Annotated in this window: 19 protein-coding genes; 8 read left to right on the forward strand and 11 right to left on the reverse strand. The window is 43.0% G+C overall.

The annotated features are described in order from the left end of the window. Positions 1-162 precede the first annotated feature (162 nt). The 5 genes from creD to ACNOGP_RS12830 all read right to left on the reverse strand — a co-directional run bounded on the left by creD (position 163) and on the right by ACNOGP_RS12830 (position 5,254). Positions 163-1,515 (reverse strand): cell envelope integrity protein CreD, encoded by a 1,353-nt coding sequence (gene creD, locus ACNOGP_RS12810; protein WP_272719408.1) that lies wholly within the window; start codon positions 1,513-1,515, stop codon positions 163-165. A 26-nt stretch (positions 1,516-1,541) separates the two neighbouring features. Beyond that, positions 1,542-1,838 carry a winged helix-turn-helix domain-containing protein gene (locus ACNOGP_RS12815; RefSeq protein WP_004313179.1) on the reverse strand — a complete coding sequence of 99 codons (297 nt, stop codon included), beginning with the start codon at positions 1,836-1,838 and terminating at the stop codon, positions 1,542-1,544. Next, complete coding sequence (locus ACNOGP_RS12820; RefSeq protein WP_418212958.1) at positions 1,839-2,438, reverse strand: hypothetical protein; 600 nt, start codon at positions 2,436-2,438, stop codon at positions 1,839-1,841. It abuts the gene before it with no gap. Positions 2,439-2,670: 232 nt separating this feature from the next. Next, positions 2,671-4,161, reverse strand: coding sequence for a UxaA family hydrolase (locus ACNOGP_RS12825; protein ID WP_418212959.1), 1,491 nt, complete (start codon positions 4,159-4,161; stop codon positions 2,671-2,673). Positions 4,162-4,189: 28 nt separating this feature from the next. After that, on the reverse strand, positions 4,190-5,254 hold the full coding sequence (locus ACNOGP_RS12830) for a LacI family DNA-binding transcriptional regulator (RefSeq protein WP_007752082.1): 1,065 nt from the start codon (positions 5,252-5,254) through the stop codon (positions 4,190-4,192). 253 nt (positions 5,255-5,507) lie between these two features. Between ACNOGP_RS12830 and ACNOGP_RS12835 the strand changes: the two genes are divergently transcribed. Further along, complete coding sequence (locus ACNOGP_RS12835) at positions 5,508-6,533, forward strand: sugar kinase (protein ID WP_007752090.1); 1,026 nt, start codon at positions 5,508-5,510, stop codon at positions 6,531-6,533. A 69-nt stretch (positions 6,534-6,602) separates the two neighbouring features. Then, positions 6,603-7,271: a bifunctional 4-hydroxy-2-oxoglutarate aldolase/2-dehydro-3-deoxy-phosphogluconate aldolase gene (locus ACNOGP_RS12840; RefSeq protein WP_007752093.1), complete on the forward strand. Its 669-nt coding sequence runs from the start codon at positions 6,603-6,605 to the stop codon at positions 7,269-7,271. Between the two features lie 178 nt (positions 7,272-7,449). Here the strand turns inward: ACNOGP_RS12840 and ACNOGP_RS12845 are convergent, their stop codons facing one another. The 6 genes from ACNOGP_RS12845 to ACNOGP_RS12870 are packed head-to-tail and all read right to left on the reverse strand — an operon-like array spanning position 7,450 to position 16,410. Then, positions 7,450-7,788, reverse strand: coding sequence for a DUF2149 domain-containing protein (locus ACNOGP_RS12845; RefSeq protein WP_004300151.1), 339 nt, complete (start codon positions 7,786-7,788; stop codon positions 7,450-7,452). Next, a complete protein-coding gene (locus tag ACNOGP_RS12850) occupies positions 7,775-8,383 on the reverse strand; it encodes a MotA/TolQ/ExbB proton channel family protein (protein ID WP_007761763.1) in 609 nt (202 codons plus the stop codon). The genes ACNOGP_RS12845 and ACNOGP_RS12850 overlap by 14 nt, the downstream gene beginning before the upstream one ends. A 9-nt stretch (positions 8,384-8,392) precedes the next feature. Continuing rightward, entirely contained in the window at positions 8,393-9,106 is a 714-nt protein-coding gene (locus ACNOGP_RS12855; protein ID WP_074560311.1) for a hypothetical protein, read from the reverse strand. A 6-nt stretch (positions 9,107-9,112) separates the two neighbouring features. Then, positions 9,113-13,507 carry a cobaltochelatase subunit CobN gene (locus tag ACNOGP_RS12860; protein WP_418212960.1) on the reverse strand — a complete coding sequence of 1,465 codons (4,395 nt, stop codon included), beginning with the start codon at positions 13,505-13,507 and terminating at the stop codon, positions 9,113-9,115. 38 nt (positions 13,508-13,545) lie between these two features. After that, entirely contained in the window at positions 13,546-15,807 is a 2,262-nt protein-coding gene (locus ACNOGP_RS12865; protein WP_418212961.1) for a TonB-dependent receptor, read from the reverse strand. A gap of 6 nt (positions 15,808-15,813) precedes the next feature. Then, positions 15,814-16,410 carry an HmuY family protein gene (locus tag ACNOGP_RS12870; RefSeq protein WP_007752115.1) on the reverse strand — a complete coding sequence of 199 codons (597 nt, stop codon included), beginning with the start codon at positions 16,408-16,410 and terminating at the stop codon, positions 15,814-15,816. 218 nt (positions 16,411-16,628) lie between these two features. On the opposite strand from ACNOGP_RS12870, the gene ACNOGP_RS12875 reads away from it, so the two are divergent. From ACNOGP_RS12875 to ACNOGP_RS12900, 6 genes are all read left to right on the forward strand, one after another. Further along, positions 16,629-18,227: an aspartate:alanine exchanger family transporter gene (locus ACNOGP_RS12875; RefSeq protein ID WP_186968195.1), complete on the forward strand. Its 1,599-nt coding sequence runs from the start codon at positions 16,629-16,631 to the stop codon at positions 18,225-18,227. A gap of 46 nt (positions 18,228-18,273) precedes the next feature. Continuing rightward, complete coding sequence (locus tag ACNOGP_RS12880; RefSeq protein ID WP_195629539.1) at positions 18,274-18,654, forward strand: hypothetical protein; 381 nt, start codon at positions 18,274-18,276, stop codon at positions 18,652-18,654. A gap of 84 nt (positions 18,655-18,738) precedes the next feature. Continuing rightward, the gene (locus ACNOGP_RS12885; protein ID WP_418212962.1) at positions 18,739-21,066 is read left to right on the forward strand and encodes a TonB-dependent receptor; all 2,328 of its coding nucleotides are present in this window, start codon (positions 18,739-18,741) and stop codon (positions 21,064-21,066) included. 577 nt (positions 21,067-21,643) lie between these two features. Beyond that, positions 21,644-22,657 carry a phage integrase SAM-like domain-containing protein gene (locus ACNOGP_RS12890; RefSeq protein WP_418212963.1) on the forward strand — a complete coding sequence of 338 codons (1,014 nt, stop codon included), beginning with the start codon at positions 21,644-21,646 and terminating at the stop codon, positions 22,655-22,657. A 389-nt stretch (positions 22,658-23,046) separates the two neighbouring features. Further along, positions 23,047-24,108, forward strand: a complete 1,062-nt coding sequence (locus ACNOGP_RS12895; protein WP_418212964.1) for a DUF3575 domain-containing protein — start codon at positions 23,047-23,049, stop codon at positions 24,106-24,108. Beyond that, entirely contained in the window at positions 24,090-24,977 is an 888-nt protein-coding gene (locus ACNOGP_RS12900) for a FimB/Mfa2 family fimbrial subunit (RefSeq protein ID WP_418212965.1), read from the forward strand. Before ACNOGP_RS12895 ends, ACNOGP_RS12900 begins: the two co-directional genes overlap by 19 nt. The last annotated feature ends 24 nt before the right edge of the window (positions 24,978-25,001 follow it).

A 25,001-nucleotide genomic window follows, 5' to 3' on the forward strand; every position in this document is an offset into this window, starting at 1 on the left:
ATCATTGCCCTGTGATATATCTTCGCTAATCCTAAATTAGATCAGTTTAAAAGCTTTTTATGTATCTATTTTTCTTATTATATTCATACCATTTATAGATTTTGTTTTCTCAAAGATACGAAATAAAAAGCCGTTTGTCAAGTGTTTCAGAAAAAAAGCCGGTTATTCATTGAACCAGTCTATTTTCTTTGAGAAATACATCACTATTGCCAGTATAATAAACAGTCCTAAGCTACCTGCCAATAATGCGAAAGTCTCTAGTTGGATAAGGACAAATATATAAATATAGAGTATACCCAACAATCCGGACATGATTAATGACGGTTTCTTTTTCCTGGTGATTCCGAACATATATCCGCCTACCAGTGCAATGGTCAGTGCCGAAGATAATAAATAGGCTGGATTGAATCCGATGTGTTCGGAAAAGGAAAGGAGCAAACTGTAGAATAGACAGAGTGCGAGTCCTACCAATAAATACTGCAAGGCATGAATACGGGTCTTATTCATAATTTCGGTGAAGAAAATCACTCCGAAAGTCAGTAAGATAATCAGGATTGCATATTTTGCAGAACGCATGGACTGTTGGTACTGTTCCACCGGGATTTTGAAGTTAACACCGAAACTGGAGTTCTCAATGTCCTTGATGTTCGAGTTGTTGTAGTCAACCATCACTTGTGAGTAATTCCGGTTCAAATTTAAAACCTGCCATTGTGCAGAGAATTCTTTCTCTGTAATGTTGCGGTTATTAGGTAGATAGTTACCCGTGAAGCTAGGCGTATTCCAGTTGGCTTTCAGATCTACACGGGTTGTTTTACCCAATGGAATAAAGTTGAGTGACTGCGAACCTTTCAGTTTGATTTTTATTTCATAAGGTAGTTTTTTATTCTGTTTCAACTCCGATAAGTTTGCGATTGCATGAACTCCGGTGTTATCTATTCCTCTGTTGTCCATACCCGGTTCGAATATATAAACAGAATCTCCCAAAGTGATGCTGATTTGTTCGCTGATACCCCGCATATCGGTCAGATTCAGGCAAATAGCCGCCCTGTCAAACTGCAACTGTTCCATATCTATTCTGCTCTTTTTCAATTCTTCCGAACTGAATGATCCTTTCAATGTCAGTTCCGATTGATATACGTTGACCTCGTAGATACTTCTTTTCAGAATTTCAGTCTTTAGTTGCCCGTTGACCATAAGCTCGTCGGGAAAAAGTATCAGGTCTTTGATAGAAACCTTCTTCTCGCCGTTGTTTTCAATGACGACCGGATACTGGAGATTCAGGTAGGGGCCCGTGATGGTCTGTGCCAGACTCCATTTTTCACTTACCTCGTCGATAGCTTCTTCCTGGGTTCGTCCCCGTTCGGAAATAAGATTTTCAATCATGAACATCGGTATCATCAGGAGAAGAATTAATAACCCGATGATGACAACCTTGATTGTTTTGGAGAAACGGTGGAGACATCCCATAGGTTGCTGCGCCTGTTGCTCATTTGAATTTTCATTGAAACCGTCCATAAGCCTGTAGTGTTTTGATGAATTATTTATTTTGATTTTAGAAATTTCTCTAAAGCTTCAATATGAGATTTGAAAGCTTCTCTGCCTTGCGGGGTTGCTTGAAAAACAGTTCGTGGCTTTCGTCCGACAAAACTTTTGTTGCATACGATATATCCCAGTTCTTCCAGGGCACGGGTATGGCTGGCAAGATTGCCGTCTGTCAGAGAGAGCTGCTCTTTCAGAAAATTGAAGTCGGCTTCCTCATTTACCATCAGAATAGCCATGATACCGAGCCGGACCTTGCTTTCGAATGCTTTATTAATATATTGGAATGCTTCTATCATTTATGATCTCTTTCTTTCGTAGTGTAAATAGAACAATATGCCATAAAGAATATGGAAACCGCCGAAACCGATGGTCCAGAACAGCAGTGAATGACCTTCCAAAAAACAATCTACGACTCCCAGGCAAATGAAAGCATATCCTAACCATACTACGCTGGAATAGGTGAACTTAGATACATTGACCAATGCCAGTCCATAGAATAAAAGCATAATGGTTGCCAGAATGTCGTAATATTCGTGCATTAGGATAGAAACACATACAACACCTCCGGTCAGCATCGGAAGAGAAAAGTTCCACAATGCCCGGTAAGTAAGTCGGCTAAAGAACTTCTGTCCCGTCTTTTGGGATTTGCAATAGGATAGGATGCCGGCTGTGACGGCTGCCGCTGCCAATACGGACATGGCTATTATTGCCATTAATTTCAGAGTGTCGGATAGATACATATCCGATGTGATAACTTGTGTCGCGATATACGCACCAGCCAATGCGTAAATACCTGCAAGGATTGCGGCGAGACCGCTGACAGAGATAAATTTTGAGGACTTTTCCATCAACTCTTTTATCTCAAAAACTGATTCTAATGCTTTATCTTTATCCATATAAAAAGAACTTTGTGATGCAAAGTAAAGGAAAAGATTTAAGATTAACAAACTTTCTGCCAGAATATTTCGATCATAAGTGATTGAGTGATAGGATGAGGCTTTGATATGAGAGGATACAAAAGAGTTGCTAGCCTGTTCAACTTATCGTTGAGTAGAGGGTAGCAACTCTATTATCTTTATCTATGTATCTTTGTCTTCGGTATAAATTGTTGTATTGGCTAAAGGCTGTTTACAAAGTTACACCTGTTTTGAAGATTGCAATCTCGCGATAACCTTTCTTTTCGTTATTAACAAACTCACCGCTTGCTACTTTGATAACATAATCAATGAAGCGTTCGCAAGTCTTTTCCATTGGTTCGTTTTCTACAATCACACCGGCATTAAAGTCAATCCATCCCGGTTTGTTCTTGGCTAAAGTAGAATTGGTAGAAATCTTCATAGTCGGAACGAAAGTACCGAAAGGAGTACCGCGTCCGGTGGTGAAAAGCACCATGTGACATCCACTTGCTGCAAGAGTAGTAGCCGCAACCAAGTCATTGCCCGGAGCAGAAAGCAGGTTGAGTCCTTTTTTCTGTAATCGTTCGCCATAAGGCAGCACACCGGATACATAGCTCTTTCCGCATTTTTGTGTGCATCCCAATGCCTTTTCTTCCAGAGTGGAGATACCACCGGCTTTGTTACCCGGAGAAGGATTTTCACCGACAGGCTCTCCGTGTGACAGGAAGTATTCTTTGAAGTCATTAATCAGATGTACTGTCTGTTCAAACAAATCTTTGTTTTCACAGCGGTTCATCAAAATTGTTTCCGCACCGAACATTTCCGGAACCTCTGTCAATACGCTTGTACCTCCCTGTGCAATCAGAAAATCGGAGAACATACCCAATAGTGGGTTGGCGGTAATGCCGGAGAAACCATCGGAACCACCGCATTTCAATCCGACACGAAGTTCGGACAAAGGCACATCAGTACGTTCATCTTTAGAAGCTTTAGCGTACAGATCACGCAGGATTTCCATTCCTTCTTCATATTCATCACCTACCTTTTGAGTAATCATGAATTTGACACGGTCTTCATTATATTCACCTAAAAACTCACGGAATACATCCGGCTGATTATTCTCGCATCCCAAACCTACTACCAGCACAGCACCTGCATTGGGGTGGAGTACCATGTCACGAAGAATCTTCTTTGTATTCTCATGGTCATCGCCAAGTTGCGAACAACCGTAATTGTGTGGGAAAGCGACAATAGCGTCCACGCCTTTGCCTTCAGTCTCACGACGTAATCTTTCAGCCAATTGACCTATAATGCCATTTACACAACCTACGGTCGGAATGATCCAAATCTCATTTCTTATACCTACGTCACCGTTTTTGCGACGGTAACCTTTGAAAGTAAGATCTTTGTGTGCGATATCCAAAGAAACCTGAATCGGGTTGTATGTGTAGTCCAGCAATCCGGCAAGATTGGTCTTGATGTTCGTTTCGTTCATCCAGTCTCCTTGCTGCTTAGCCATTAAGGCATGGCCGATAGGATAACCGTACTTGATTACATTTTCACCTTCAGCGAAATCCTTCAATGCGAATTTGTGTCCGGCGGGAATGTCTTCGTTCAATGTAATCTCAATGCCATCTACAGAAAGATGCTCTCCTGCCGGGAGGTTAACAATGGCAACGGCAACGTTGTCGGCAGGATTGATTTTTAAATACTTTGTTTCCATGTAATGTACTTGTAAAGTTGTATCTCTTTTATTTGTTATGATAATAATCTATTGTTTCTACTGTCAGCAGGTCAATGGGCATATAGTTAATGCAGGTCACTTCTTTTTTGAAAATAAGGTGATCGCAAAGGGCTTTAATTCCATTGGCGCCTTGCAGCTCCGGTTGTTGGGCGATAAGGAAAAAAACACTTCCTTCTTTCAGACAGGCGACATTCCGCTCCAGAAGGTCATAGCCTATCAGGTTGAAATCTTTCTTTCCGTGACTTTGCAGGTATTCGCCGATGATGTAGACTTTGGAATTGAAAGTGATTCCGTTCTTAACAGTCGGGTGGGAACGGAAAAATTCATCCAGCATTTCATTGTCTTCGTCATTGCGTTCGGCGTGCAAGTCGAGCTCCAATATATTACAAGACGGATGATGTTCTTCCATGTACTGTCTAAAACCGATTTCTCTGTTCTCTTGTTGGTTGGAGCCCACAATTCCTTCATGTATTTTGCGGAAAATAACGATTTCCTTCTCATCGCGTGCCAGCAACATCATCATCCGTGCGGCAAAATATCCGCTTTGACGTGAGTTCTGCCCGAAGAAGGCGAGGGGAGGAACATTCTTGATATTTGAGTCTATATATATATAAGGTATATCTGACGCCTGCAACCGGTCGGTGAACCCTTTGGTGTACTGAGGGGCAGTGGGAGCCATCATGACCCCGTCCGGTTGAAGCGCCAGGATCGCTTCGCTGGCGTTGACAAAAGAATGATAGTCGTATGGATCGTAATAGTTGATTTTTACCGAGGTATTAAAATCCGAATAAGTAGCAATGGCTTCATGGATACCCAGCTCTACGGCTGTCCAATAGTCACCTTCCAAATGCTCCGGCAAAAGACAGATAAATGTATATTTTTTATTGGACGCAAGAGCACTGGCATACATATTGGGTTGGTAATCAAGCTGCTTCAAGATTTCTTCTACACGTTTTTTGCTTGCTTCCGATACTCCGCTACGCCCGTGAATGACACGGTCTACTGTTCCCACCGATACATCTGCCAAACGGGCGATGTCTTTGATTCTGATCCTTTCGGGCAATTTATTCATACGATAACCTTAATTTATATAGGTATTTGTGCTCGCACACAATAATAATCTTAATATTTTCGATACAAATATATAACAATTTTTGTAATTACGAAAATTGTTGTATCTTTGTGCCCGCACACGAAAGATATGTGATGTTGACCTTATAATAGATTAACAGACAAATAATCAGTGTGTTACTCCTAGAAATAGGGCTGAAATGATAAATTGAAAGTTCATAATATTAATAACTTAGAATTTAAAACATAAGATTATGGGAAAGAAAGTCGTTACATTAGGCGAAATCATGCTTAGATTATCAACTCCGGGTAATACTCGTTTTGTTCAATCTGATTCTTTTGATGTAGTATATGGTGGTGGTGAAGCTAACGTTGCAGTAAGCTGTGCCAACTACGGACATGACGCTTATTTCGTAACCAAATTACCGAAACACGAAATTGGACAGTCTGCTGTTAACGCATTGCGTAAATATGGCGTAAAGACAGACTTTATTGCTCGTGGTGGCGACCGTGTAGGTATCTACTACTTGGAAACAGGTGCTTCTATGCGTCCTAGCAAGGTTATTTATGACCGTGCTCACTCTGCTATTGCTGAAGCTGACGCTGCTGATTTCGACTTTGATGCAATCATGGAAGGTGCTGACTGGTTCCACTGGTCTGGTATCACTCCGGCTATTTCTGACAAGGCTGCCGAGTTGACTCGTCTGGCTTGTGAAGCTGCAAAACGTCACGGTGTAACTGTTTCTGTTGACTTGAATTTCCGCAAGAAACTGTGGACTAAAGAAAAAGCACAGTCTATCATGAAACCGTTGATGCAGTTTGTAGACGTATGTATCGGTAACGAAGAAGATGCAGAACTTTGTCTGGGCTTCAAACCGGATGCTGACGTTGAAGCTGGTCACACAGATGCTGAAGGTTACAAAGGTATCTTCCAGCAAATGATGAAAGAATTCGGATTCAAATATGTAGTTTCTACTTTGCGCGAATCTTTCTCTGCTACTCACAACGGCTGGAAAGCTATGATCTACAACGGTGAAGAATTCTATACTTCAAAACGTTATGATATTGATCCGATCATCGACCGTGTAGGTGGTGGTGACTCTTTCTCCGGTGGTATTATCCATGGTTTGATGACTAAACCTAATCAGGGTGCTGCCCTTGAATTTGCAGTTGCTGCATCTGCTTTGAAACATACTATCAATGGTGACTTCAACCTTGTTTCTGTAGAAGAAGTAGAAGCATTGGCTGGTGGTGACGCAAGCGGTCGCGTACAGAGGTAAATAAGTTGAGAGTTGAGAATGGAGAGTTGAGAGTTTGAAAAATCATTCATTTAAAATAAGAAAATTAAAATGGCAAAATTCGATAAAATAGCTGTATTAAATAAGATCGGCTCTACAGGAATGGTTCCTGTATTCTACCACAAAGATGTGGAAGTTGCAAAGAAAGTAGTAAAGGCTTGTTATGACGGTGGTGTTCGTGCTTTCGAATTCACAAACCGTGGTGACTTTGCACAGGAAGTATTTGCTGAAATCGTTAAGTTCGCAGCAAAAGAATGTCCTGAAATGGCAATTGGTATCGGTTCTATCGTTGATCCGGCTACTGCTGCTATGTACTTGCAACTGGGCGCTAACTTCGTAGTAGGTCCGTTGTTCAACCCTGAAATAGCTAAGGTATGTAACCGTCGTTCGGTTGCTTACACTCCGGGATGCGGTTCTGTATCGGAAGTTGGTTTTGCACAGGAAGTAGGTTGCGATCTTTGCAAAGTATTCCCGGGTGATGTTTATGGAACTAACTTTGTAAAAGGCTTGATGGCTCCGATGCCATGGTCTAAGCTGATGGTGACAGGTGGGGTAGAACCTACTAAGGAAAACCTGACTGCATGGATCAAAGCCGGTGTGTTCTGTGTAGGCATGGGCTCTAAACTGTTCCCGAAAGATAAGGTGGCAGCAGAAGACTGGGCTTATGTAACTGCCAAATGTGAAGAAGCTCTCGGTTATATCGCCGAAGCTCGTAAATAAGATTAGAGAGCGGGAGCTTATCTATAATAAAAGGAGGTTGATGCGACAGCCTCTTTTAAAATATGCCTCGAGGGTTAGTTAGTTTAGTTAGTATATGAGGCATATTTTCATTTTGTTTAAAGGTGTTTAAAGGGGATAGGCCATCGGAATGAGTCACTCATTTCGATGGCTTGTTTTTTTATTCCGGAACATAAATAATCTCACCGTTATCCAGTTCGTAGGCTATCCCCACTTTTCTTCCTCTTTTTCCTGAATCCTCCTCTTTCTGACCGGAAGGCTTGTAAGTATTGATTTTCTTTCCTTCCTTGGAGATGATTTCCATATTTTCCTTACCAGGGTTCTTCACGATGGTGAAATCTTCCTGTCCGAAAACTTCCGTCATATTCATGTGCATCACCATTGCTACCATCAATGCCACGGCAAATACCATTGCCACGTCGAACAGGTTTACTACTACACTTAGCGGGTCGGTATCCTCTTCTTTGAGGAATTTGCTGACTCTTCTATTTCTTTTCATTATTGGGTTCTCCGGTTGTTTCGTTTAATACTCTTGATACATAATCGAGGTTGTTGACATCTTTGGCATACCAACGTTGCTTGAACTGCATGGATATCAATCCTACAGCACTAATAACCAGACCTACAACGGTCGTTGCAAATACTACCTGCATATTATATGCCATTCCGGAGATGTCTCCTGTAGAAAGTCCAACAAGTGCCGGACTCATGGAAATCAATGTTCCTATCAATCCGAGAACCGGACCTATCTTAGCCAACATTTTAGAAAGAGACACATCTTTCTCTGCTTCATTCTCGAATTTTGTTATCAGGAAGTCTGAATAATCTGCACTGGCCGGATGGTAGAGCAGATCGCGGAGATAACCCATATATAGTGAATTGTCTTTGTCGGGTAAAGCTGCTTTCAGATCGTCTATCCGTGCATCTTTAATGAGTTGGTCCAGTGCTTTGTCATTTTTACGTTTGGTCATGTACATGTTGTAGGTGCCTCCGATCAAAATAAGTGAGCGAACGAACAGGCACAGCAAAATAATGATATCGGGTATAAGTAAACTGTTTGCTACCCAGAATAATAATTTAGAAATGAGTTCCATATATATTTTTTATTGATTGATTTTACTTCTTTTTTTTAATTCTCTACGTTGTAATAAAGGCCATTTCAGCTTGTTCCAGGCGAATCCGATAAGAAACAGGACAACGAACAGACCGATGGACAAGATAATAGCTTTCCAGTTGAGCGCCTCTTCGGTGGCAGCATAGGTCGTTTTCCCATTGACAGTGGTCAGTAGTCCGAGGATACAGATGAATAAACTGACAAGGAAATGAACTTCCAACCGGAGATCGTCTTCGGGTACAAGATACTTCATCAGCCGGCTTAATAATGGGATGGCGATAACCACTATCCCTGCAAGTGACCAGGCTGTTACTGAAAAGTCTACGCCAGGTAACCGGAAGATAGCTTCTGTGAGATAGTAGAATAATACGGGGAAGAGCAACAAGCTGGGATACCAGCGAAGTAATTCCGCCCACCATAAATTCTTCTTACCATAAAGTCCGCGCAGGAAAGCCACGCAATAGCCGAAGCAGAGTGCTGACTCAAGCGTTATGATAATAGCCATGTTTTGCAATGCTTCCGTGTTCTGCAGATAATCGGCAATCTGTGTCTTTGACTGGAGAATAGCATACTGCCAGGTGCCGGCCACAAAAAGACCGGCAATCAGGCTGTATATTACGGTTTGCCAAAGTTTCCAGAAACTGAGTTTGAAACTGCAGTTAATCACGATAAACAGCATTAATATGTGAATGATTAACTCCATATTACATTACTTTTTCCGTTTCTTTTTAAGTATTAGCAACATGACAACAAATGCTACCAGAACAATACCTGCGATAAGACCTCCATTCAAAGAGTTTTGCTCTTCCTGTGCCCCTTGTACGGCATCGCTCGATTGCTTCTTCAATACCATGCCCCCTTTGGTTGCTTCTCCGTCCAGGGTGGCTTGTTTCATTTGTTTCAGTTCTTTGTTGTAGTTGGCTGCGGTTTGCGCATCTACTTGAGAGGCGATGAACTGCTGTAATTTGGCATTGTCTCCGGTAAATCCGCTGCCCGAAGGACCGAACTGTCTGACAAGGTCTGTATGCAGCTTGGCAATATTGGAGAGTTGTTCCGGAGAAGCTTTCCAATATCCTTTGCGGGCAGTTTCCATCATCACGGCAGTCACTTCCTGTAAAGCTGCGGGATTTTGTTTTTCAAAGAAGTCTTTTACATTCAGTTTGTATTCGTCTTTGACATATACATCATATATGTTATCCCAAAGTTCCTTGTCGATAGCAGTAGGTTTCATCACATTCCAGCCATACGTATTCGTTACAGTCTGGGCAACCTCGCTTGCAGCAGAAGAACCGCCTTTCATTTTCTCTTTGATATAGGTAGGATTCAGAATTGTTGTACGGCTTTCTACACCGACTGCTTCTTTAAGTTCCTGCATTTTCATGTTGTTACGGTTCCGGTAGTCGCTAAGATAAGCGTCCGGGTCTTTACCGGTAACATTGCGTACGGCAAGATTCATACCTCCCATAAATTCATATACGTGGTCGAGGCTCAATGCTCCCCAAGTGTTGCTTTGGCGGGGCTGAACGACAACATCAGTACTGTTCAATGCTGCTTCAAAGGCAAATTTCTGAAAGACTTCCCAGTGTTTTTCGTCACCGTAGAAGGCTCCCATATTGTTGAGGTAAGTATCTGCAATTTCCGATTCACTTTCCCAGCGGTCGCCGGATTCCACCATTCCCTGAATTCCTGTACCATACATGCCATTAGCACCTCCGAATACTCGGAAAGAAGCCATTTCGCGGGCATCTTTCGGACTGACACCTTTTTCGGTCAACACTCTTTCAGCTTCTACCACACTGGCGGCTACCTGATTTTCAAACTTGTCGTCTTTCGCTGCCGCAGCCATTTCTACTGCACGGTTAATCAGGAAGAGGCGGGAAGCGGCGATATCACGGAGTTGTCCGGAAGTCTGGACTACTACGTCGATACGTGGACGTCCCAGTTCGGCTGAAGGAATCAGTTTTAGATCACTGACACGACCGAATGCGTCACGAACAGGTTCTACTCCCAACATATACAGTACTTGAGCAATAGTAGCCCCACCGGTTTCTATAAATTCGGAAGACCAGAGAGTATAACTCACTTTACGTGGGATTGAATCATTGTGACGTTGCTTGTAAGTATCAATCGTTTGTTTGGCTAAAGCGATACCTTTTTCCCAAGCGGATTCTGTAGGAGTTGCTTCAGCATTGATAGCATACATATTACGTCCGGTTGGTAAAGCATTCGGATTAGCAATCGGATCACCTCCGGGAGTAGGAGCGGTGTATCCACCTTTCAATGCATTCATCAGACTGCTTAACTCTTCTTCGGGACTTGTCAGAAGTGCGTTTTTGTAGTTGCCTACATTCTTGATTGTACGCTCTACTTCAGCGATGGCAAGTGCCAGTTCGATTTCTTCTTTACTGTATTCTTTCGGAGCTTTTCCCATAGCGGCCATCATAGCAGCCATACCTTGAGGCTTTTCTTGCTTTCCGCTGTTTCCCTGTTTGTCAGAAGATCCGGCAGCTTTTTCTTTATTAGCTTTCATTCCGGCTTCCATTTTCTTCAATGCTTCCGGACTTGCTCCCATAGACTTAGCCATTTCCATAGCTTTTTCAGGATCCATGTTGGCGCCCATTTTCTTCATGGCCTCTTTCATGCTTTCGGGCATTTGACCATGAGGAGAACCCTCTTTGGAGACAGATGCCGGATGTCCTTTACCTGCTTTCTTTTCGTCGGATTGTTCACTCTTTGCCGATGCAGCCATCATCATTGCCATCATACCTTTCGGAGCATTGCGGTCTGCCTCTATTTGACGAGCCTTGGCTAGTTCCTGTACGGTGATACCGGCTGTACGACAAATCAGTTCATCTGTGGCCAGTGCAGGATTAGCGAGCAACTTTTCTACCAGATGGCGAGCAGGAGTCAAGTACTGTTGTGTAAAGAGGCTGCGGTGCTTGCTAACGGCATCTGTCGCTTTACCACGTTGCTTGTCAAGAGCCAGCAGACTGTATGCGATAGGTTCTGTAGCCATTGCATAGACGGAAGAAGTGATCCGTTCCGCTTCATAAGGAACTCCCATTGTGTAGAGTTGTCCGGTGATTTTCTCGGTAGCCAGTTCTTCTGCGAAGTTTTCTACACGGGCGATTTCATCTTCCGTATATGGTTTGTTGGCAATGCTATCCAAACCTAAATCACGGTGAATTCCCATTTTCACAGTCAGCGTTTTGACAGCTAATGATTCCTGATCTTTATTCTCTTTGTGAGAGTTATTGTAAATCTTGATTTTTTCCATCAGCTCCCGATAAATACCACGCACACTGCTTTCAAGGAAAGGAGGAGTGAGGTACGACTGTATGGTGGCATACGAACGGCGTTTAGCCATCATCCCTTCACCAACATTGCCAATGGAGTAGATATAGAAGTGCGGAACTGCTCCAACCAGGCGATCCGGCCAGTCGTTGCTGCATAATGCCACTTGTTTTCTGGGAGTAAATTCAAGACTTCCGTGTGTACCGAAATGGATCAGTGCGTCAGTCTTGAAGCCATGTTGCATCCACAGATAGGAAGCAATATAAGTATGAGGAGGAGCCATATTAGTGCCATGAATCACTTGGAAGGAGTTGTCCCCGCTTCCGGCAGCATTTTGTGGCATTAAGACTACATTCCCGAATTGCAGACGGGCAATACCCAATTTACCGTCGTTAGTCGCCATATAGTTGCCGGGGAATTCGCCGAAAGCATCCACCACTTCCTGATATTTTTCAGGGCGGAGTGATTCTTTCACCCAACTTTCATATTGATCTTTGGTGATAAGTTCGGGATGTCCTTTTTGCATAAAGTCATTAAAGGCTCCCTCTGCGTAAGAGTTGAACACAGCGCCTTGAGCCTGTATCATTTTACCCAGTTCTTCAGCATTTGCAGGCAGACCGGATATGTTGTATCCTTCCTGTTTCATGCGGACCAGAAGATTGTATAGGGAAGGAACCACCTCCATACCGGCAGCGGTCAATGCATTTTGCCCCGGACCTTTATAATAGTAGATAGCTACCTTCTTCTCGCTGTTCGGCTTAGTATTCAGATTCAAATAATTGTTGATTGTGGATACGAAAGTCTTCAAGCGTTCGGGTACTGCATACGAATGGCGCAATCCTTCTTCATCCTCATATTGTGCAAAGAGAGCGAAAGGACGGATGGCACCGTCGATTTCCGGAGTCACGATACTTTGTGACATAAATCCTCCTGCCATTCCCATCGGATCTTTCTCCCATTCGTCTACCAGGCTGTTGATGGTGAGCGGAGCAAACAAGAGGATATTCTTGGCTTTCAGATAATCCACCATTTTGTCTCCCATGCGTCCGTGTGCCATGTTGATGATTGCGTCGGGCTGCACTTCGTCAATAAATGACATGAATTTCGTCATTGACTGAACCGGATAAACATTGTAACCTTCTTTTTCAAGAGCCTCAATAAGTCCGGTGGCATCAGCCATCTGTCCGGTTATCATGATTTTACGTGCTCCTTCTTTATAAAGACGGTTGTCTTTCATGAATTTCTCATAATCTGCCACGGTGAGGAACTCCAGTTCATCATCCGGGTTGGTGAGTCCGGCGTGATAGAGCATGTCGCTGGGTCTTTCTGCCGGGTCTTCCACTTCCGGTATGGAAGAGATTTTACCGTCAATAGCTTTACGGATATAATTTAGCATATTCCGGTAGTTGGTCTTTCCTCCGTTGGTCAGATAACCTCGTATCAGATTCTGTTGTACGCTGTCCAGATTACAAATGTTGTTGGCCGGGTTGGTAGCCATGGAAGTATATACAGGAATACCTTTGTCGGCAGCCTGTTGTATCTGTTGACGTTGTTCCTCGACGATACGCAGACCCATTCCGTTGATGAATACCATGTCGTAACCGGTCAGACGGTCGAGGTTGTCGAGCGATACTTCACTGAGTTTGATGGATGAATTGTCGTTGGCTTTCGATATACTTCCCTGCTGTATGGTCTGGAAGTTGATGAAAGCAATCTTTGTAGGACTGAACCAGGTATTCCATACGGACATCCCTATCAGAGCTGCAGCAACGATGCATACACCTAAGATGATTTTACTTTTCTTTTTCATTTCTCTTATTTTTAGCTTTGTATGTAGTTTAACTCTCGTTATAGTCTGAACAAATCGGCAAGATTAATTGAAACAGTTCCGATGAAGCCGATACCTTGCTGTGGTAACTGGATTCCATAATCGGCAGATTTATCTTTGTAATTGAATAAATTGTCTATACCCAGTCCCACAGAGATACCGCGAGGAAAACTTGTACTAGTGTTCAAGGTGCAAATAGTACGTGGAGAGTAATTATATTCAGTTATAGTATTGTCAACGGAATAATAGGAGTATGTGTGTAATTTGGAACTCCACTGCCCGTTCAGTGAAACGGAAGTATTGACTTTACCGAATTTACGGTTAAAGGATGCATTGAATGTTAAACTATGAGGCCGTGTCATGGATAAATTGTATCCTTTATATTCTTCTTTCTCATGGACGTATGCGTAAGAACCTTGCAACATCAGTCCGCAATCCATTTTTACCCGTGCAATAGCTTCCATACTTATACTTTCAGCATTGTCGGAATTCATGTATTTCATGTCCGGCATACTTTTCCCGTCTTCAATATTATCAAGATAAGCTAATGTAATTTTATTCTTGAATTTATTGTAATAGCCGGATATGGAGGCATAAAAGATGTCTTTGTTAATTTCGGCAGACAGGGAAAACTGCTGGCTGTTCTCTGCTTTCAGATCCTTATCTCCATGAATGGTAAACATCCCCAGACCTCCCATGTCATATTCTTCATACAGTTCTTTTAAAGTCGGTGTCCGGTAGCCTTGTGCATAGCCGGCACGCAGGGTTAACAGTTCTACCGGCCGATACATCACCGATAGTTTAGGAGTCATACGGAAGTGGTATTTGGAATGGTAATCAGTCCGTATGCCCGCTATCAGATTGAACTTCTCGGAGATTTTCCAGTCTTCTTGCACATAGAACACGTATGATTGCTGGTTATAATTGGTACTGTCTTTGAACATATAATGTTTTAAATATTCAAGATTGGCTTCCAGTCCTGCTGTAAATGTATGTTGGTCGTTGAAATTTCCGGTATAGTTCAAACGCGCTGTTTGCACGAAGTTATCGTAGTTCTTTTTGGTATATCCTGCTACAAAATAGTCTATATCCTTTCTATAACTATCGAAGATGTAGGAAAGATCCAACCTGTGATTGACATTAAACAAATATTTTAATTTACCATTTACCGAGTAGTTTGAAAATATATCATTGGTTTTTGCATTAGCCGTAGCATTATCGCGTTTATTCCGATAATATGTTCCTTTTATTTCCGCACTAAACTGGTCGGTAAAAGCATAACCGAACTTCTGAGAGGCATCCCAGATCTGATATCCCCGAATGGTACTGCTGTTAGCACTTTTATCGATGGTGATTGAACCGTCCGGATTGATGACTGTTCTTTCTGTTTCTTTGTCATCAGAAATTGTGTATGTATCTCTTCTTCTGTGGGATATGGTAGTAAAAGAAGAAAAACGATTTTGTTTGGTTCCACCTGAAACAGTGTATTTTTGTCCACTGTTATTGCCGTAACGTGCGTTTACATTTCCTGTAAAAGGTCTGTTGGCGCTTTTCGTGATGATATTGATCACAGCACCCAAAGCATTTGAAGCATAGAGAGTGGATTGAGCTCCTTTGACGACTTCAATGCGTTCAATATCATCTATATTGAAACGGCTGAAATCGGGGTTATGATCCGAGCCTTCACCACTTATACGTTCACCGTCAACCAAGAATAATAAGTATTCACCACTCATTCCTTGATAAGTGATTTCCGGCAATTTACTCATGGAATTGTAATTGAATTGTATACCGGGTAGCTCATACTGTAAAAGGGTCTCTATATCCATAGGATTTAAAGCCTGGATTTCCTTTTGCCCGATCACTCTGGTTAGTACCGGGACATCTTTGAGCGGTTTTTCTGTCCGTGTACCTGTAACGACGACCTCTTCCAATGAGCTTTGGGTCGGTTTCAGGCGTATGACAATGTTATTGTGTTCATTGTCTTGAATCTTGTATTCCACAGGAGTATAACCGATGAAACTGGCCCGCAAGATAGGAAACCCTTTATCTCTTAAACTTAATGTAAACTCGCCTTGTGTATTAGTGCCGGCACCGATTGTCGTGCCTATTACAACGATGGACGCTCCGGGCAGGGGAGTGCCGTTTTCATCTAATACAACTCCTTTGAAACGCCGCGTAATAGCGTTATCGTCCTCATTGTTTTCGTAGAGGCGCCCCGTCTCCGCTGTCGTATACAACGTGGACAGGACACCCAATAACATCATAAAGATTCTTTTCATGATTGGTTATTTAACAGGATACTCGTAATTAAACGTGACGTGCCCTTTTACATTATCCGCATTTGCAAAATCGGTGAACTGGAGTTTTGCATATGTCCCGTCTTTACATTTTAGAACGAACACATTGTTGGTTGTTGCCAATGTTCCGGCCATAGCCGAACCTTCGGTCCATACCATTGCAGTATTACAGTGGCTTTTCACGTAGCAATCATCTGTTGGCGGCATAGCGAATCTGACGAGTATGTTCTGTTCACTTTCATCTGCGACATATCCGCCTGTCGGAATTGTAGTCACCTTGCTCATATCCGTCATATCTGTTTTTACAACAGAGCCTCCATTGGTTTTTACTTCCGTATAGCGATGTATGGCAATCTGCCAGTCAATGGTAACTGCAGATTCGTCATCACTTCCTTCCATAGTTACGGTTTGGGTTTTGCCGTCTTTAAGATTTACATATACCCATTGATTATAAGCAGTAGCGTCAACGGTCAATGTTTTCATCTCTGTTTCTTCTTTCTTTTCGTCGTCATCGCTGCAAGACGTCAATGTTGTTGAGAGTGACAGTGCCATAAAGGCAACCATCCAAAAGTTCAAGATTTTCATACTCTGTTAATTTTGATAGATAATGATTGTTTAATTTTCGGTTGCAAAGTTACAGGGAACTATAAGGATGGAAAATACCTAAAAGAAATGAAAAATAACCAAGCTTTAGTTATATGTAGGTATTAAAAGTGAGGAAGTCGCTTCTTCTGAGAAGGAATATTGTATGGCTTAAATAAAATCCGTACCTTCGCGCCCTTAACTAACTAACCTTTATTTTTATGTTTACTGACTTATTGCATTCCTCTTATTTCTCCCTTTTCCTGATAGTCGCGTTGGGGTTTATGCTGGGAAGAATAAAGATCAGAGGATTATCTCTTGATGTGTCGGCAGTTATTTTCATTGCCCTTCTTTTCGGGCATTATGGTGTTATTATTCCTAAAGAATTAGGAAACTTTGGTTTGGTGCTCTTCATATTCACCATCGGTATTCAAGCGGGGCCCGGATTCTTCGATTCTTTCCGTAGTAAAGGAAAGACGCTCATTCTTATTACTATGCTTATTATTTGTTCTGCCTGCTTGACTGCAGTCGGGTTGAAGTACGCATTCGATATTGATACACCGAGCGTTGTCGGTCTGATTGCCGGTGCGCTGACCAGTACTCCGGGTCTGGCGGTTGCTATTGACAGTACCCATTCTCCTTTGGCGTCCATCGCTTACGGTATCGCATATCCGTTTGGAGTGATCGGCGTGATTCTGTTTGTCAAACTGCTGCCTAAGATTATGCGGGTAGATTTGGATAAAGAAGCCCGCCGCTTGGAGATAGAACGTCGTGGACAATTTCCGGAGCTGATTACTTGCATTTATCGGGTTACCAATTCTCATGTGTTCAATCGTACTCTGATGCAGATAAATGCGCGTGCCATGACGGGCGCTGTCATTTCACGTCTGAAACATGATGATGAAATATCCATCCCTACGGCCCATACGGTGCTGCGTGAAGGAGATTATATACAAGCCGTAGGTAGCGAAGAGTCGTTGGACCAGCTTGCCGTGTTGATTGGCAAGCGTGAAGAAGGTGAGTTGCCTTTGGATAAAACGCAGGAAATAGAATCTTTACTATTGACCAAAAAGGACATGATAAATAAGCAGTTGGGTGATTTGAACTTACAGAAAAACTTTGGATGTACAGTGACCCGTGTCCGTCGAAGCGGTATTGATTTGTCTCCATCTCCCGATCTCGCTTTGAAGTTTGGCGATAAATTGATGGTTGTCGGTGAAAAAGAAGGACTTAAAGGAGTAGCCCGTCTGCTGGGTAACAATGCGAAGAAACTGTCTGATACGGATTTCTTCCCCATTGCGATGGGTATTGTACTGGGAGTGCTGTTCGGCAAAATAAATATATCTTTCTCTGACAGTCTGTCATTCTCTCCGGGACTGACCGGTGGAGTGTTGATGGTTGCCCTTGTGTTGAGTGCGATTGGTAAGACGGGCCCCATCATCTGGTCTATGTCCGGACCAGCCAATCAATTGCTGCGCCAGTTAGGTCTGCTTCTTTTTCTTGCCGAAGTAGGAACTTCTGCCGGTAAGAATCTGGTAGCCACTTTCCAGGAAAGCGGATTGCTGATGTTTGGCGTAGGTGCAGCCATCACATTGGTGCCGATGCTTGTTGCCGCCATTGTCGGACGTCTGGTATTTAAAATCAGTCTGCTCGATTTGCTGGGAACGATAACGGGAGGCATGACGAGTACTCCGGGACTTGCTGCTGCCGATTCAATGGTGGACAGCAACATACCTAGCGTAGCTTACGCGACTGTTTATCCGATTGCTATGGTATTTTTGATTCTGTTTATACAAATCATAGCTTCGGCGGTATATTAACAGTATTTTGTCTAATCATTGATTGTGAAATAAATAGTTTGTATCTTTGCCGTCCCAAAGTGAAAATGAGGTGAAACGATTGGTCTTAAATATAACACGCTATTTCTTGCCGATACTTTTTATATCGTATTTGGCAAGTATTACATTCTTTACCCACGTTCATGTGGTTAATGGCGTGACAATTGTCCATTCGCACCCGTTTAAGCAAGGGACGGCGCATCAACATTCAACAGTCGAATTGTTGCATATCCATATCCTGTCTCATCTGATAACGGATAGTGCGACTGTTGTTTTTGCCCTTCCCCTTTTTGTTTCTTTTCTATTGTGTTTGCTGCTCGGACGCTTGCCGCATACACATTTTCATGCTCCTTATCATGGAGTGACAGCACTGCGTGCTCCGCCTGCTATTTGTCTTTTCGCCATTTAAATGATGATACCATGTCTCGTTTGAGGCAGGGAATTATCTGTATGTACATACAAGTATTAAACGAAAACAAATAACAAACGGAAAATGAAGAAATACATCTTTTCGCTTGTCTGCCTGTGCTGCGCATTGTTGCCTGCCCTTGAAGGACAAGCTCATGAATATCCTAATCATCCTGAATTACGTAAGTCGGACGCCAATATCATTGGTCATATTCTTGATAAAAACACCAAGGAACACTTGCCCTATATAACAGTCGCCTTGAAAGGTACTACCATCGGAACGGTAACCGATGCTACCGGGCATTATTTCTTGAAGAATCTTCCCGAAGGCAATTTTGTGCTCGAAGTTAGTTCGGTGGGGTATAAAACCGTCAGACGGAATGTGACGCTGAAGAAAGGGCGCACATTGGAAGAAGATTTCGAGATAGAAGAAGATGCGGTTGCCTTGGATGGCGTAGTAGTATCTGCCAATCGTAACGAGACTACCCGTCGCCTGGCTCCGACGCTGGTGAATGTGGTGGATCTGAAAATCTTTGAGAATACCAATTCCACGACTTTGGCGCAAGGATTGAGTTTTCAGCCGGGTGTCCGTGTAGAGTCCAATTGTCAGAATTGCGGCTTCCAGCAAGTGCGTATCAATGGACTGGATGGTCCTTATACGCAAATCCTGCTCGATTCCCGTCCCATTTTTAGTGCACTGTCCGGTGTGTATGGCATCGAGCAGATTCCTGCCAGCATGATCGAACGTGTGGAAGTGATGCGTGGAGGCGGATCTGCTTTGTTCGGTTCGTCTGCTATTGCCGGAACAATCAATATCATTACCAAAGAACCGATACGCAATTCCGGTATGTTGTCGCATACCATAACAGGTATTGGTGATGGCGATGCTTTCGATAACAGTACAGCGTTGAATGCGTCACTTGTGACGGACGATCAGCGTGCCGGTTTGTATATCTTCGGGCAGAACCGCCATCGTTCTGCGTATGACCATGATGGTGACGGATATTCCGAAATACCCAAGTTGCACGGGCAGACAGTCGGGTTCCGTTCATTTTTGAAAACAACGACTTATTCGAAACTGACTTTTGAATATCACCACATGGAAGAGTTCCGTAGGGGAGGAGACCTGTTGAACCGTCCGCCTCACGAAGCGAATGTGGCAGAGCAGACCGAGCACTCTATCAATGGCGGAGGACTGAAATTTGATTATTTCTCTCCTAACGAGAAACATCGTTTCAATGTGTTTGCATCAGCGCAGCATATCAATCGTGACAGCTATTATGGACCGGGTGATAGAGATCCGTTAGATGCTTACGGAAACACCACCGACTTAAACTGGATGGCAGGATCGCAATATGTCTATAGTTTCGGAAAATGTATCTTCATGCCTGCTGACCTGACTGCCGGAATAGAATTCAATCAGGATAAACTGGAAGATAATATGTGGGGATACCACCGTACAGTAGACCAGAAAGTGAATATCGGTAGTGCTTTCTTTCAGAATGAATGGAAGAATGAGCATTGGGGATTTCTGATTGGCGGTCGTTTGGATAAACATAACCTGATTGACCATGTGATATTCAGTCCGCGTGCCAATCTGCGGTATAACCCGACAGAAAACATCAATCTTCGTTTCAGTTACTCATCCGGTTTCCGTGCTCCGCAGGCTTTCGATGAAGACTTGCATGTGGAGAATGTAGGCGGTAATGTAGCGATGGTCGAACTGGCTGATGATCTGAAAGAAGAAAGGTCGCAGAGCTTGAGTGCCTCGGCAGATATTTATCATCGTTTTGGTGCGTTTCAAGTTAACTTCCTGGTAGAAGGATTTTATACAAAGTTATCAGATGTATTTGCCCTTACCGACGGAGAGGTCGTGAATGGAATCCTGACACGTACACGATACAATGCACCGGGAGCCCGTGTGATGGGACTGACATTGGAAGGAAAGATGGCATATCTGACTAAATTCCAGGTTCAGGCGGGAGTCACTTTGCAGCAGAGTCATTACAACGAACCGCACGTGTGGAATCCGGACGCTCCGGCTGTGAAGAAAATGATGCGTACACCGAATACTTACGGTTATTTTACAGCAACCTATACCCCGATAAAACCATTATCTATCGCTCTTTCCGGTACATATACCGGTTCGATGCTGGTTCCCCACGAACCAGTTCCGGGATTCCTTGAAAATCCGATAACGGTGAATACGAAGGACTTCTTTGACATAAGCCTGAAGGCTGCATACGACTTTAAACTCTACAAGTCAGTGAATTTGCAAGTGAACGCCGGAGTGCAGAATATTTTCAATGCCTATCAGAATGACTTTGATAAAGGAGCCGACCGCGATTCCGGATATATCTATGGTCCGTCCTTGCCGAGAAGCTTCTTTGCCGGAGTGAAAATCAGTTATTAATTCGGTTGTTCGGTAAGTTATATAACGCTACCCGATAGCTTCTCTTCCGACAGATTTGGTCTTTTTATACCGCCCTTCACCTTTTCGCTATAATACCCTATTCATAGGCGTTAGCGGGTGAAGGGTATATATTTCACCCGCTTTCCTCTTTTTAAGCTATCTATGTATACCGATAATTGGTCTGATGGCGACCGGATATTGTAGATGAACTTCTTTTCTATAGGATCTAAACTTCCTTTCTATAAGAACTAATTTCTTTTTGGTTATAGATAAACTATAAACAAAGGCTTTGATTATAAAAACGAAGCCTTTGTTTTTATAAACGCAAGCTTTGTTTTTATAAACGCAACTTGCGTTTATAGATTGTGATTAGTGAAAAAGAACTTTATATTCGCAAGAAGAGAAGTTCATCTATAATAGAAAAGAAGTTTAGTGCCTATAAAAAGGAAGTTTGCTGCTAATGAACCGGAGGTGTATTGCAGGTGAAGATGCCGCCCTTCACCCGCTAATGCCTATGAATAGCGGGTTACAGCAAAAAGGTGAAGGCTATTAATAATTAATTATAATTATCTCCGTAATGAAAGAAAAGAAAAATTTGACTGAATTTATGCTCTCTTTGGTGCAGACTCTGGAAGACGAACATCGTTTTGGCTCCGCTCATGTCTACCGTAGTACTCTCCACACTTTTACCACTTATTGGAATAAGCGTAAAGGGAGAAAAATCTTAATGGCAGTACGTAACGTATTTACCGTAAGCGTCTTGCGGGAATTTGAGGAGTATCTGAGAGGCAAGTTGTTGAAGATGAACACTATCTCCACCTATATGCGGATGCTGCGTGCGGTATATCATCGGCTTTTGAAAGACGGTGAAGTAGATTATACGGCCGGTCTTTTTGACAGTGTCTATACAGGTACTTGTGCCGACGTGAAACGTGCGCTTTCACCCGCCGATATGGCGAAGATTTTATCTTTCCCGTTGCCGGACTTAGGTAACGTGGCGGTTGGCGCTTCTGTTTCGTCTTCGTTGGTACAAGATAATTTGCAAGAAGCCCGTTGCTGGTTCTCCTTGCTGTTTCTGCTTCGTGGAATACCTTTTGCCGACCTTGCCCGTTTGCGCAAATGTGATTATAAAGACGGGGTAGTCAGTTATTGCCGTCAAAAGACGGGGCGTCGTCTGACGGTGACCGTACCGAAAGAGGCGGAGCCTCTGATTCGAACCTGTTCTGATACTAATCCTGCTTCTCCTTATCTTCTTTCTATTTTGGATGGAGGAAAAGCGGGTGGTATCGGTAGTCGTGAGGAATATGACCGATACCTGTGTGTTCTTCGCGATTTCAACCGACGATTGGATCACTTGGCTTACGTTATTGGGATAAAGTGCAAACTGTCCTCTTATACGCCCCGGCATACTTGGGCTACTCTTGCCTATCGCAAAAAGTGCCCGATTGGTATCATTAGCAATGCTTTAGGACATTCTTCCATAAAAGTGACGGAAACTTATCTTAAACCTTTTGAAACGGAAGAATTGGACAAGGCAAATAGAATGGTAATTGCTTGCGTAAAAGACGGTCTTAGGAACGGGATAAGATAATGATTGGATTTGTATTTGTTTGTTTATGAGTTGATTATGCACCCGTTACTTTGTAGGTAACGGAAAATGAGATGCGCAACAAAAGTATTGGTATTGATTAAAATATGCAAATAAAAATGGGTTTATTTTCCAATAAAGCATACTAAATAGGAAGTTACACACATAAAACACCCTATTTTTTACATTTATAGCCATCGGATTGCTAAAATATGCAAAACACTTTTCCCTCTACCATAATTCTAATTAAGCGGAGGTACTAGACTTTTATTATTTATTGAAGTGCTTTTTAATAGAATGTCTTTGTAAGAACGCTGAATAAGTTTTTTCCCGTTACCTACAAAGTAACGGAAAATGAAAAGGACTGAATATTCATTAAAAACTCAACGACAATGCAGATACACAAATTTTATCTTCTGCTTTTGTTCCTGCCGCTCTTGCTACCTGCCGTTTCTATGGCACAGACACCCGACACTCTTTATGTCTTTCGTTTTGTTTCTCATAAGGATATGTTTTATATTCCTTGGAAAGGGAACGGCACGCAATTGGATCATCTGTTATCTCTTGTAGAAAACCACAAAGCCGCTATTTTGAGTGGTGAAGCTCCTTTGCTGGTAGATGGTTATTGTGCTTCGGAACCTACGGTTGCAGAGAATCTGAAACTGGCTAAAATTCGCAGTAATCGTGTGAAATCGGAACTTATCCTGAGCAAAGAAATCAACGAAAACTGCTTCATCACTCGTAACCATGCTGAAACTTATGGGGATTTGCGCCATGTGGTCATTGTTCGTCTTCGTCTACCCAAAGATGAGGCGGCGGCAAATGTAAAAGAGGACTCTGTAATACCTGTAATAAAGGAAAAGGAAATGGAGGCTATTTCGGAAAATACTGAACAGGAAGCTTGTCCGGAAACAACATCTGTCGGTGTTTCTTCGGAGAAACCTCTGGCTTCATCTGAAACACATCCGTCTTATCGCCTTGCTTTGCGCGCTAACCTGCTTCGTTGGGCTACGCTGACTCCCGACCTAGGTGTAGAATGGCGTGTAAACCGCCACTTGGGTGTTTTAGTCAACGGCAGTTGGACTTCATGGAGTTGGGATGATAAAAACCGTCGCTACGCTCTTTGGAAGGTTTCTCCTGAAATACGTTACTATCTGGGCGGGAAAAGTCGTGGCTTTCTCGGAGCGATGTATCATACGGGCGAGTTTCACTACAAACTTGGTAATACCGGTCGTCAGGGTGACTATCTGGGTGGGGGATTTACAGGCGGGTATCAGCTAGACCTGAACAGTAATCTTTCGCTCGACTTTCATGCCGGAGTAGGTTATACTTACGCCGATTATGACGAATACACGCTTATCAATAAGGTTCGTGTACGCAAAGATTGTAAGACAAAAAATTATTGGGGTATTAACCAATTAGGAATCACACTGATATGGAAACTATTAAAATAACTTCATGTGCCGCTCTCATTTGCGGTGCTGTTTTTCTGATGTCCTCCTGTGTCAAGGATGATGTATATCACACTCCTCACCCGACACAAGGAGCATTGCTGGTGACGACAGATTGGAGTGACCGCTCCTCTGAGTCTGTGCAGCCTGTATCCTATCAGCTTCGTGTTTCCGGTCGTTCAGGAATGAGTGACGAGCAATCCGTGAAAGGAAATACCAACCTTTATCATGCCTTGCTTGAACCGGAATCTTACGAGTTGCTGGTATATAATGTACCCGAATCCATTACAGTTTCCGGTGATATAGCTACGGTGACTGCTGTGGGCGGAAACGGCATAGAGGCTCTTCTCGGTTATCTGTTCTCTGCGGTGCGAACATTGGATATGGCGAAAGACGACACGCTCTCTGTTACGGTTAAGATGCGGCAACGCATTCGCCAATTGACATTGGTGCTGAAACTAAAAGAGGGCGACCATGACCACATTACCGCAGTGAATGCTACTTTAAGCGGCATTGCTTCCGGTATAAATCTCAGAACCGGAGCTTTGGTCTCTACATCGGGCACATTTCTTTCTCCCGTTTTTATGAAAAACGAAGCAAGCGACGGAACTCCTGCACTGACCGCAACGATCCGTTTGCTTGGTATTCTTCCGGAAGATGATCAAGAACTTACCGTAGCTGTGACGTTAGACAACGGAACTGTGCAGACAATAGAAACAGATCTTACCGAAATATTGCATGAGCATTTTGACGATGGTTCGATGACTCCGTTGATATTGGGAGCAAATTTTGATTTGCCTTCTCAGGCGGACTTCTCCGGAAGCATTACTAATTGGAATCCGGTGGACGGGGGACAAGTGGATATTCATTAATTGCATTATGGCTGAATTTAATAA

This window comes from Bacteroides difficilis (assembly GCF_048319815.1).
In the GTDB taxonomy this organism is placed as follows: Bacteria; Bacteroidota; Bacteroidia; order Bacteroidales; family Bacteroidaceae; genus Bacteroides; species Bacteroides zhangwenhongii.

Bases quoted from the DNA above. Each gene is read 5' to 3' on its own strand.
- creD (WP_272719408.1), bottom strand. From the start codon at position 1,515: ATGGACGGTTTCAATGAAAATTCAAATGAGCAACAGGCGCAGCAACCT.
- ACNOGP_RS12815 (WP_004313179.1), bottom strand. From the start codon at position 1,838: ATGATAGAAGCATTCCAATATATTAATAAAGCATTCGAAAGCAAGGTC.
- ACNOGP_RS12820 (WP_418212958.1), bottom strand. From the start codon at position 2,438: ATGGATAAAGATAAAGCATTAGAATCAGTTTTTGAGATAAAAGAGTTG.
- ACNOGP_RS12825 (WP_418212959.1), bottom strand. From the start codon at position 4,161: ATGGAAACAAAGTATTTAAAAATCAATCCTGCCGACAACGTTGCCGTT.
- ACNOGP_RS12830 (WP_007752082.1), bottom strand. From the start codon at position 5,254: ATGAATAAATTGCCCGAAAGGATCAGAATCAAAGACATCGCCCGTTTG.
- ACNOGP_RS12835 (WP_007752090.1), top strand. From the start codon at position 5,508: ATGGGAAAGAAAGTCGTTACATTAGGCGAAATCATGCTTAGATTATCA.
- ACNOGP_RS12840 (WP_007752093.1), top strand. From the start codon at position 6,603: ATGGCAAAATTCGATAAAATAGCTGTATTAAATAAGATCGGCTCTACA.
- ACNOGP_RS12845 (WP_004300151.1), bottom strand. From the start codon at position 7,788: ATGAAAAGAAATAGAAGAGTCAGCAAATTCCTCAAAGAAGAGGATACC.
- ACNOGP_RS12850 (WP_007761763.1), bottom strand. From the start codon at position 8,383: ATGGAACTCATTTCTAAATTATTATTCTGGGTAGCAAACAGTTTACTT.
- ACNOGP_RS12855 (WP_074560311.1), bottom strand. From the start codon at position 9,106: ATGGAGTTAATCATTCACATATTAATGCTGTTTATCGTGATTAACTGC.
- ACNOGP_RS12860 (WP_418212960.1), bottom strand. From the start codon at position 13,507: ATGAAAAAGAAAAGTAAAATCATCTTAGGTGTATGCATCGTTGCTGCA.
- ACNOGP_RS12865 (WP_418212961.1), bottom strand. From the start codon at position 15,807: ATGAAAAGAATCTTTATGATGTTATTGGGTGTCCTGTCCACGTTGTAT.
- ACNOGP_RS12870 (WP_007752115.1), bottom strand. From the start codon at position 16,410: ATGAAAATCTTGAACTTTTGGATGGTTGCCTTTATGGCACTGTCACTC.
- ACNOGP_RS12875 (WP_186968195.1), top strand. From the start codon at position 16,629: ATGTTTACTGACTTATTGCATTCCTCTTATTTCTCCCTTTTCCTGATA.
- ACNOGP_RS12885 (WP_418212962.1), top strand. From the start codon at position 18,739: ATGAAGAAATACATCTTTTCGCTTGTCTGCCTGTGCTGCGCATTGTTG.
- ACNOGP_RS12890 (WP_418212963.1), top strand. From the start codon at position 21,644: ATGAAAGAAAAGAAAAATTTGACTGAATTTATGCTCTCTTTGGTGCAG.
- ACNOGP_RS12895 (WP_418212964.1), top strand. From the start codon at position 23,047: ATGCAGATACACAAATTTTATCTTCTGCTTTTGTTCCTGCCGCTCTTG.
- ACNOGP_RS12900 (WP_418212965.1), top strand. From the start codon at position 24,090: ATGGAAACTATTAAAATAACTTCATGTGCCGCTCTCATTTGCGGTGCT.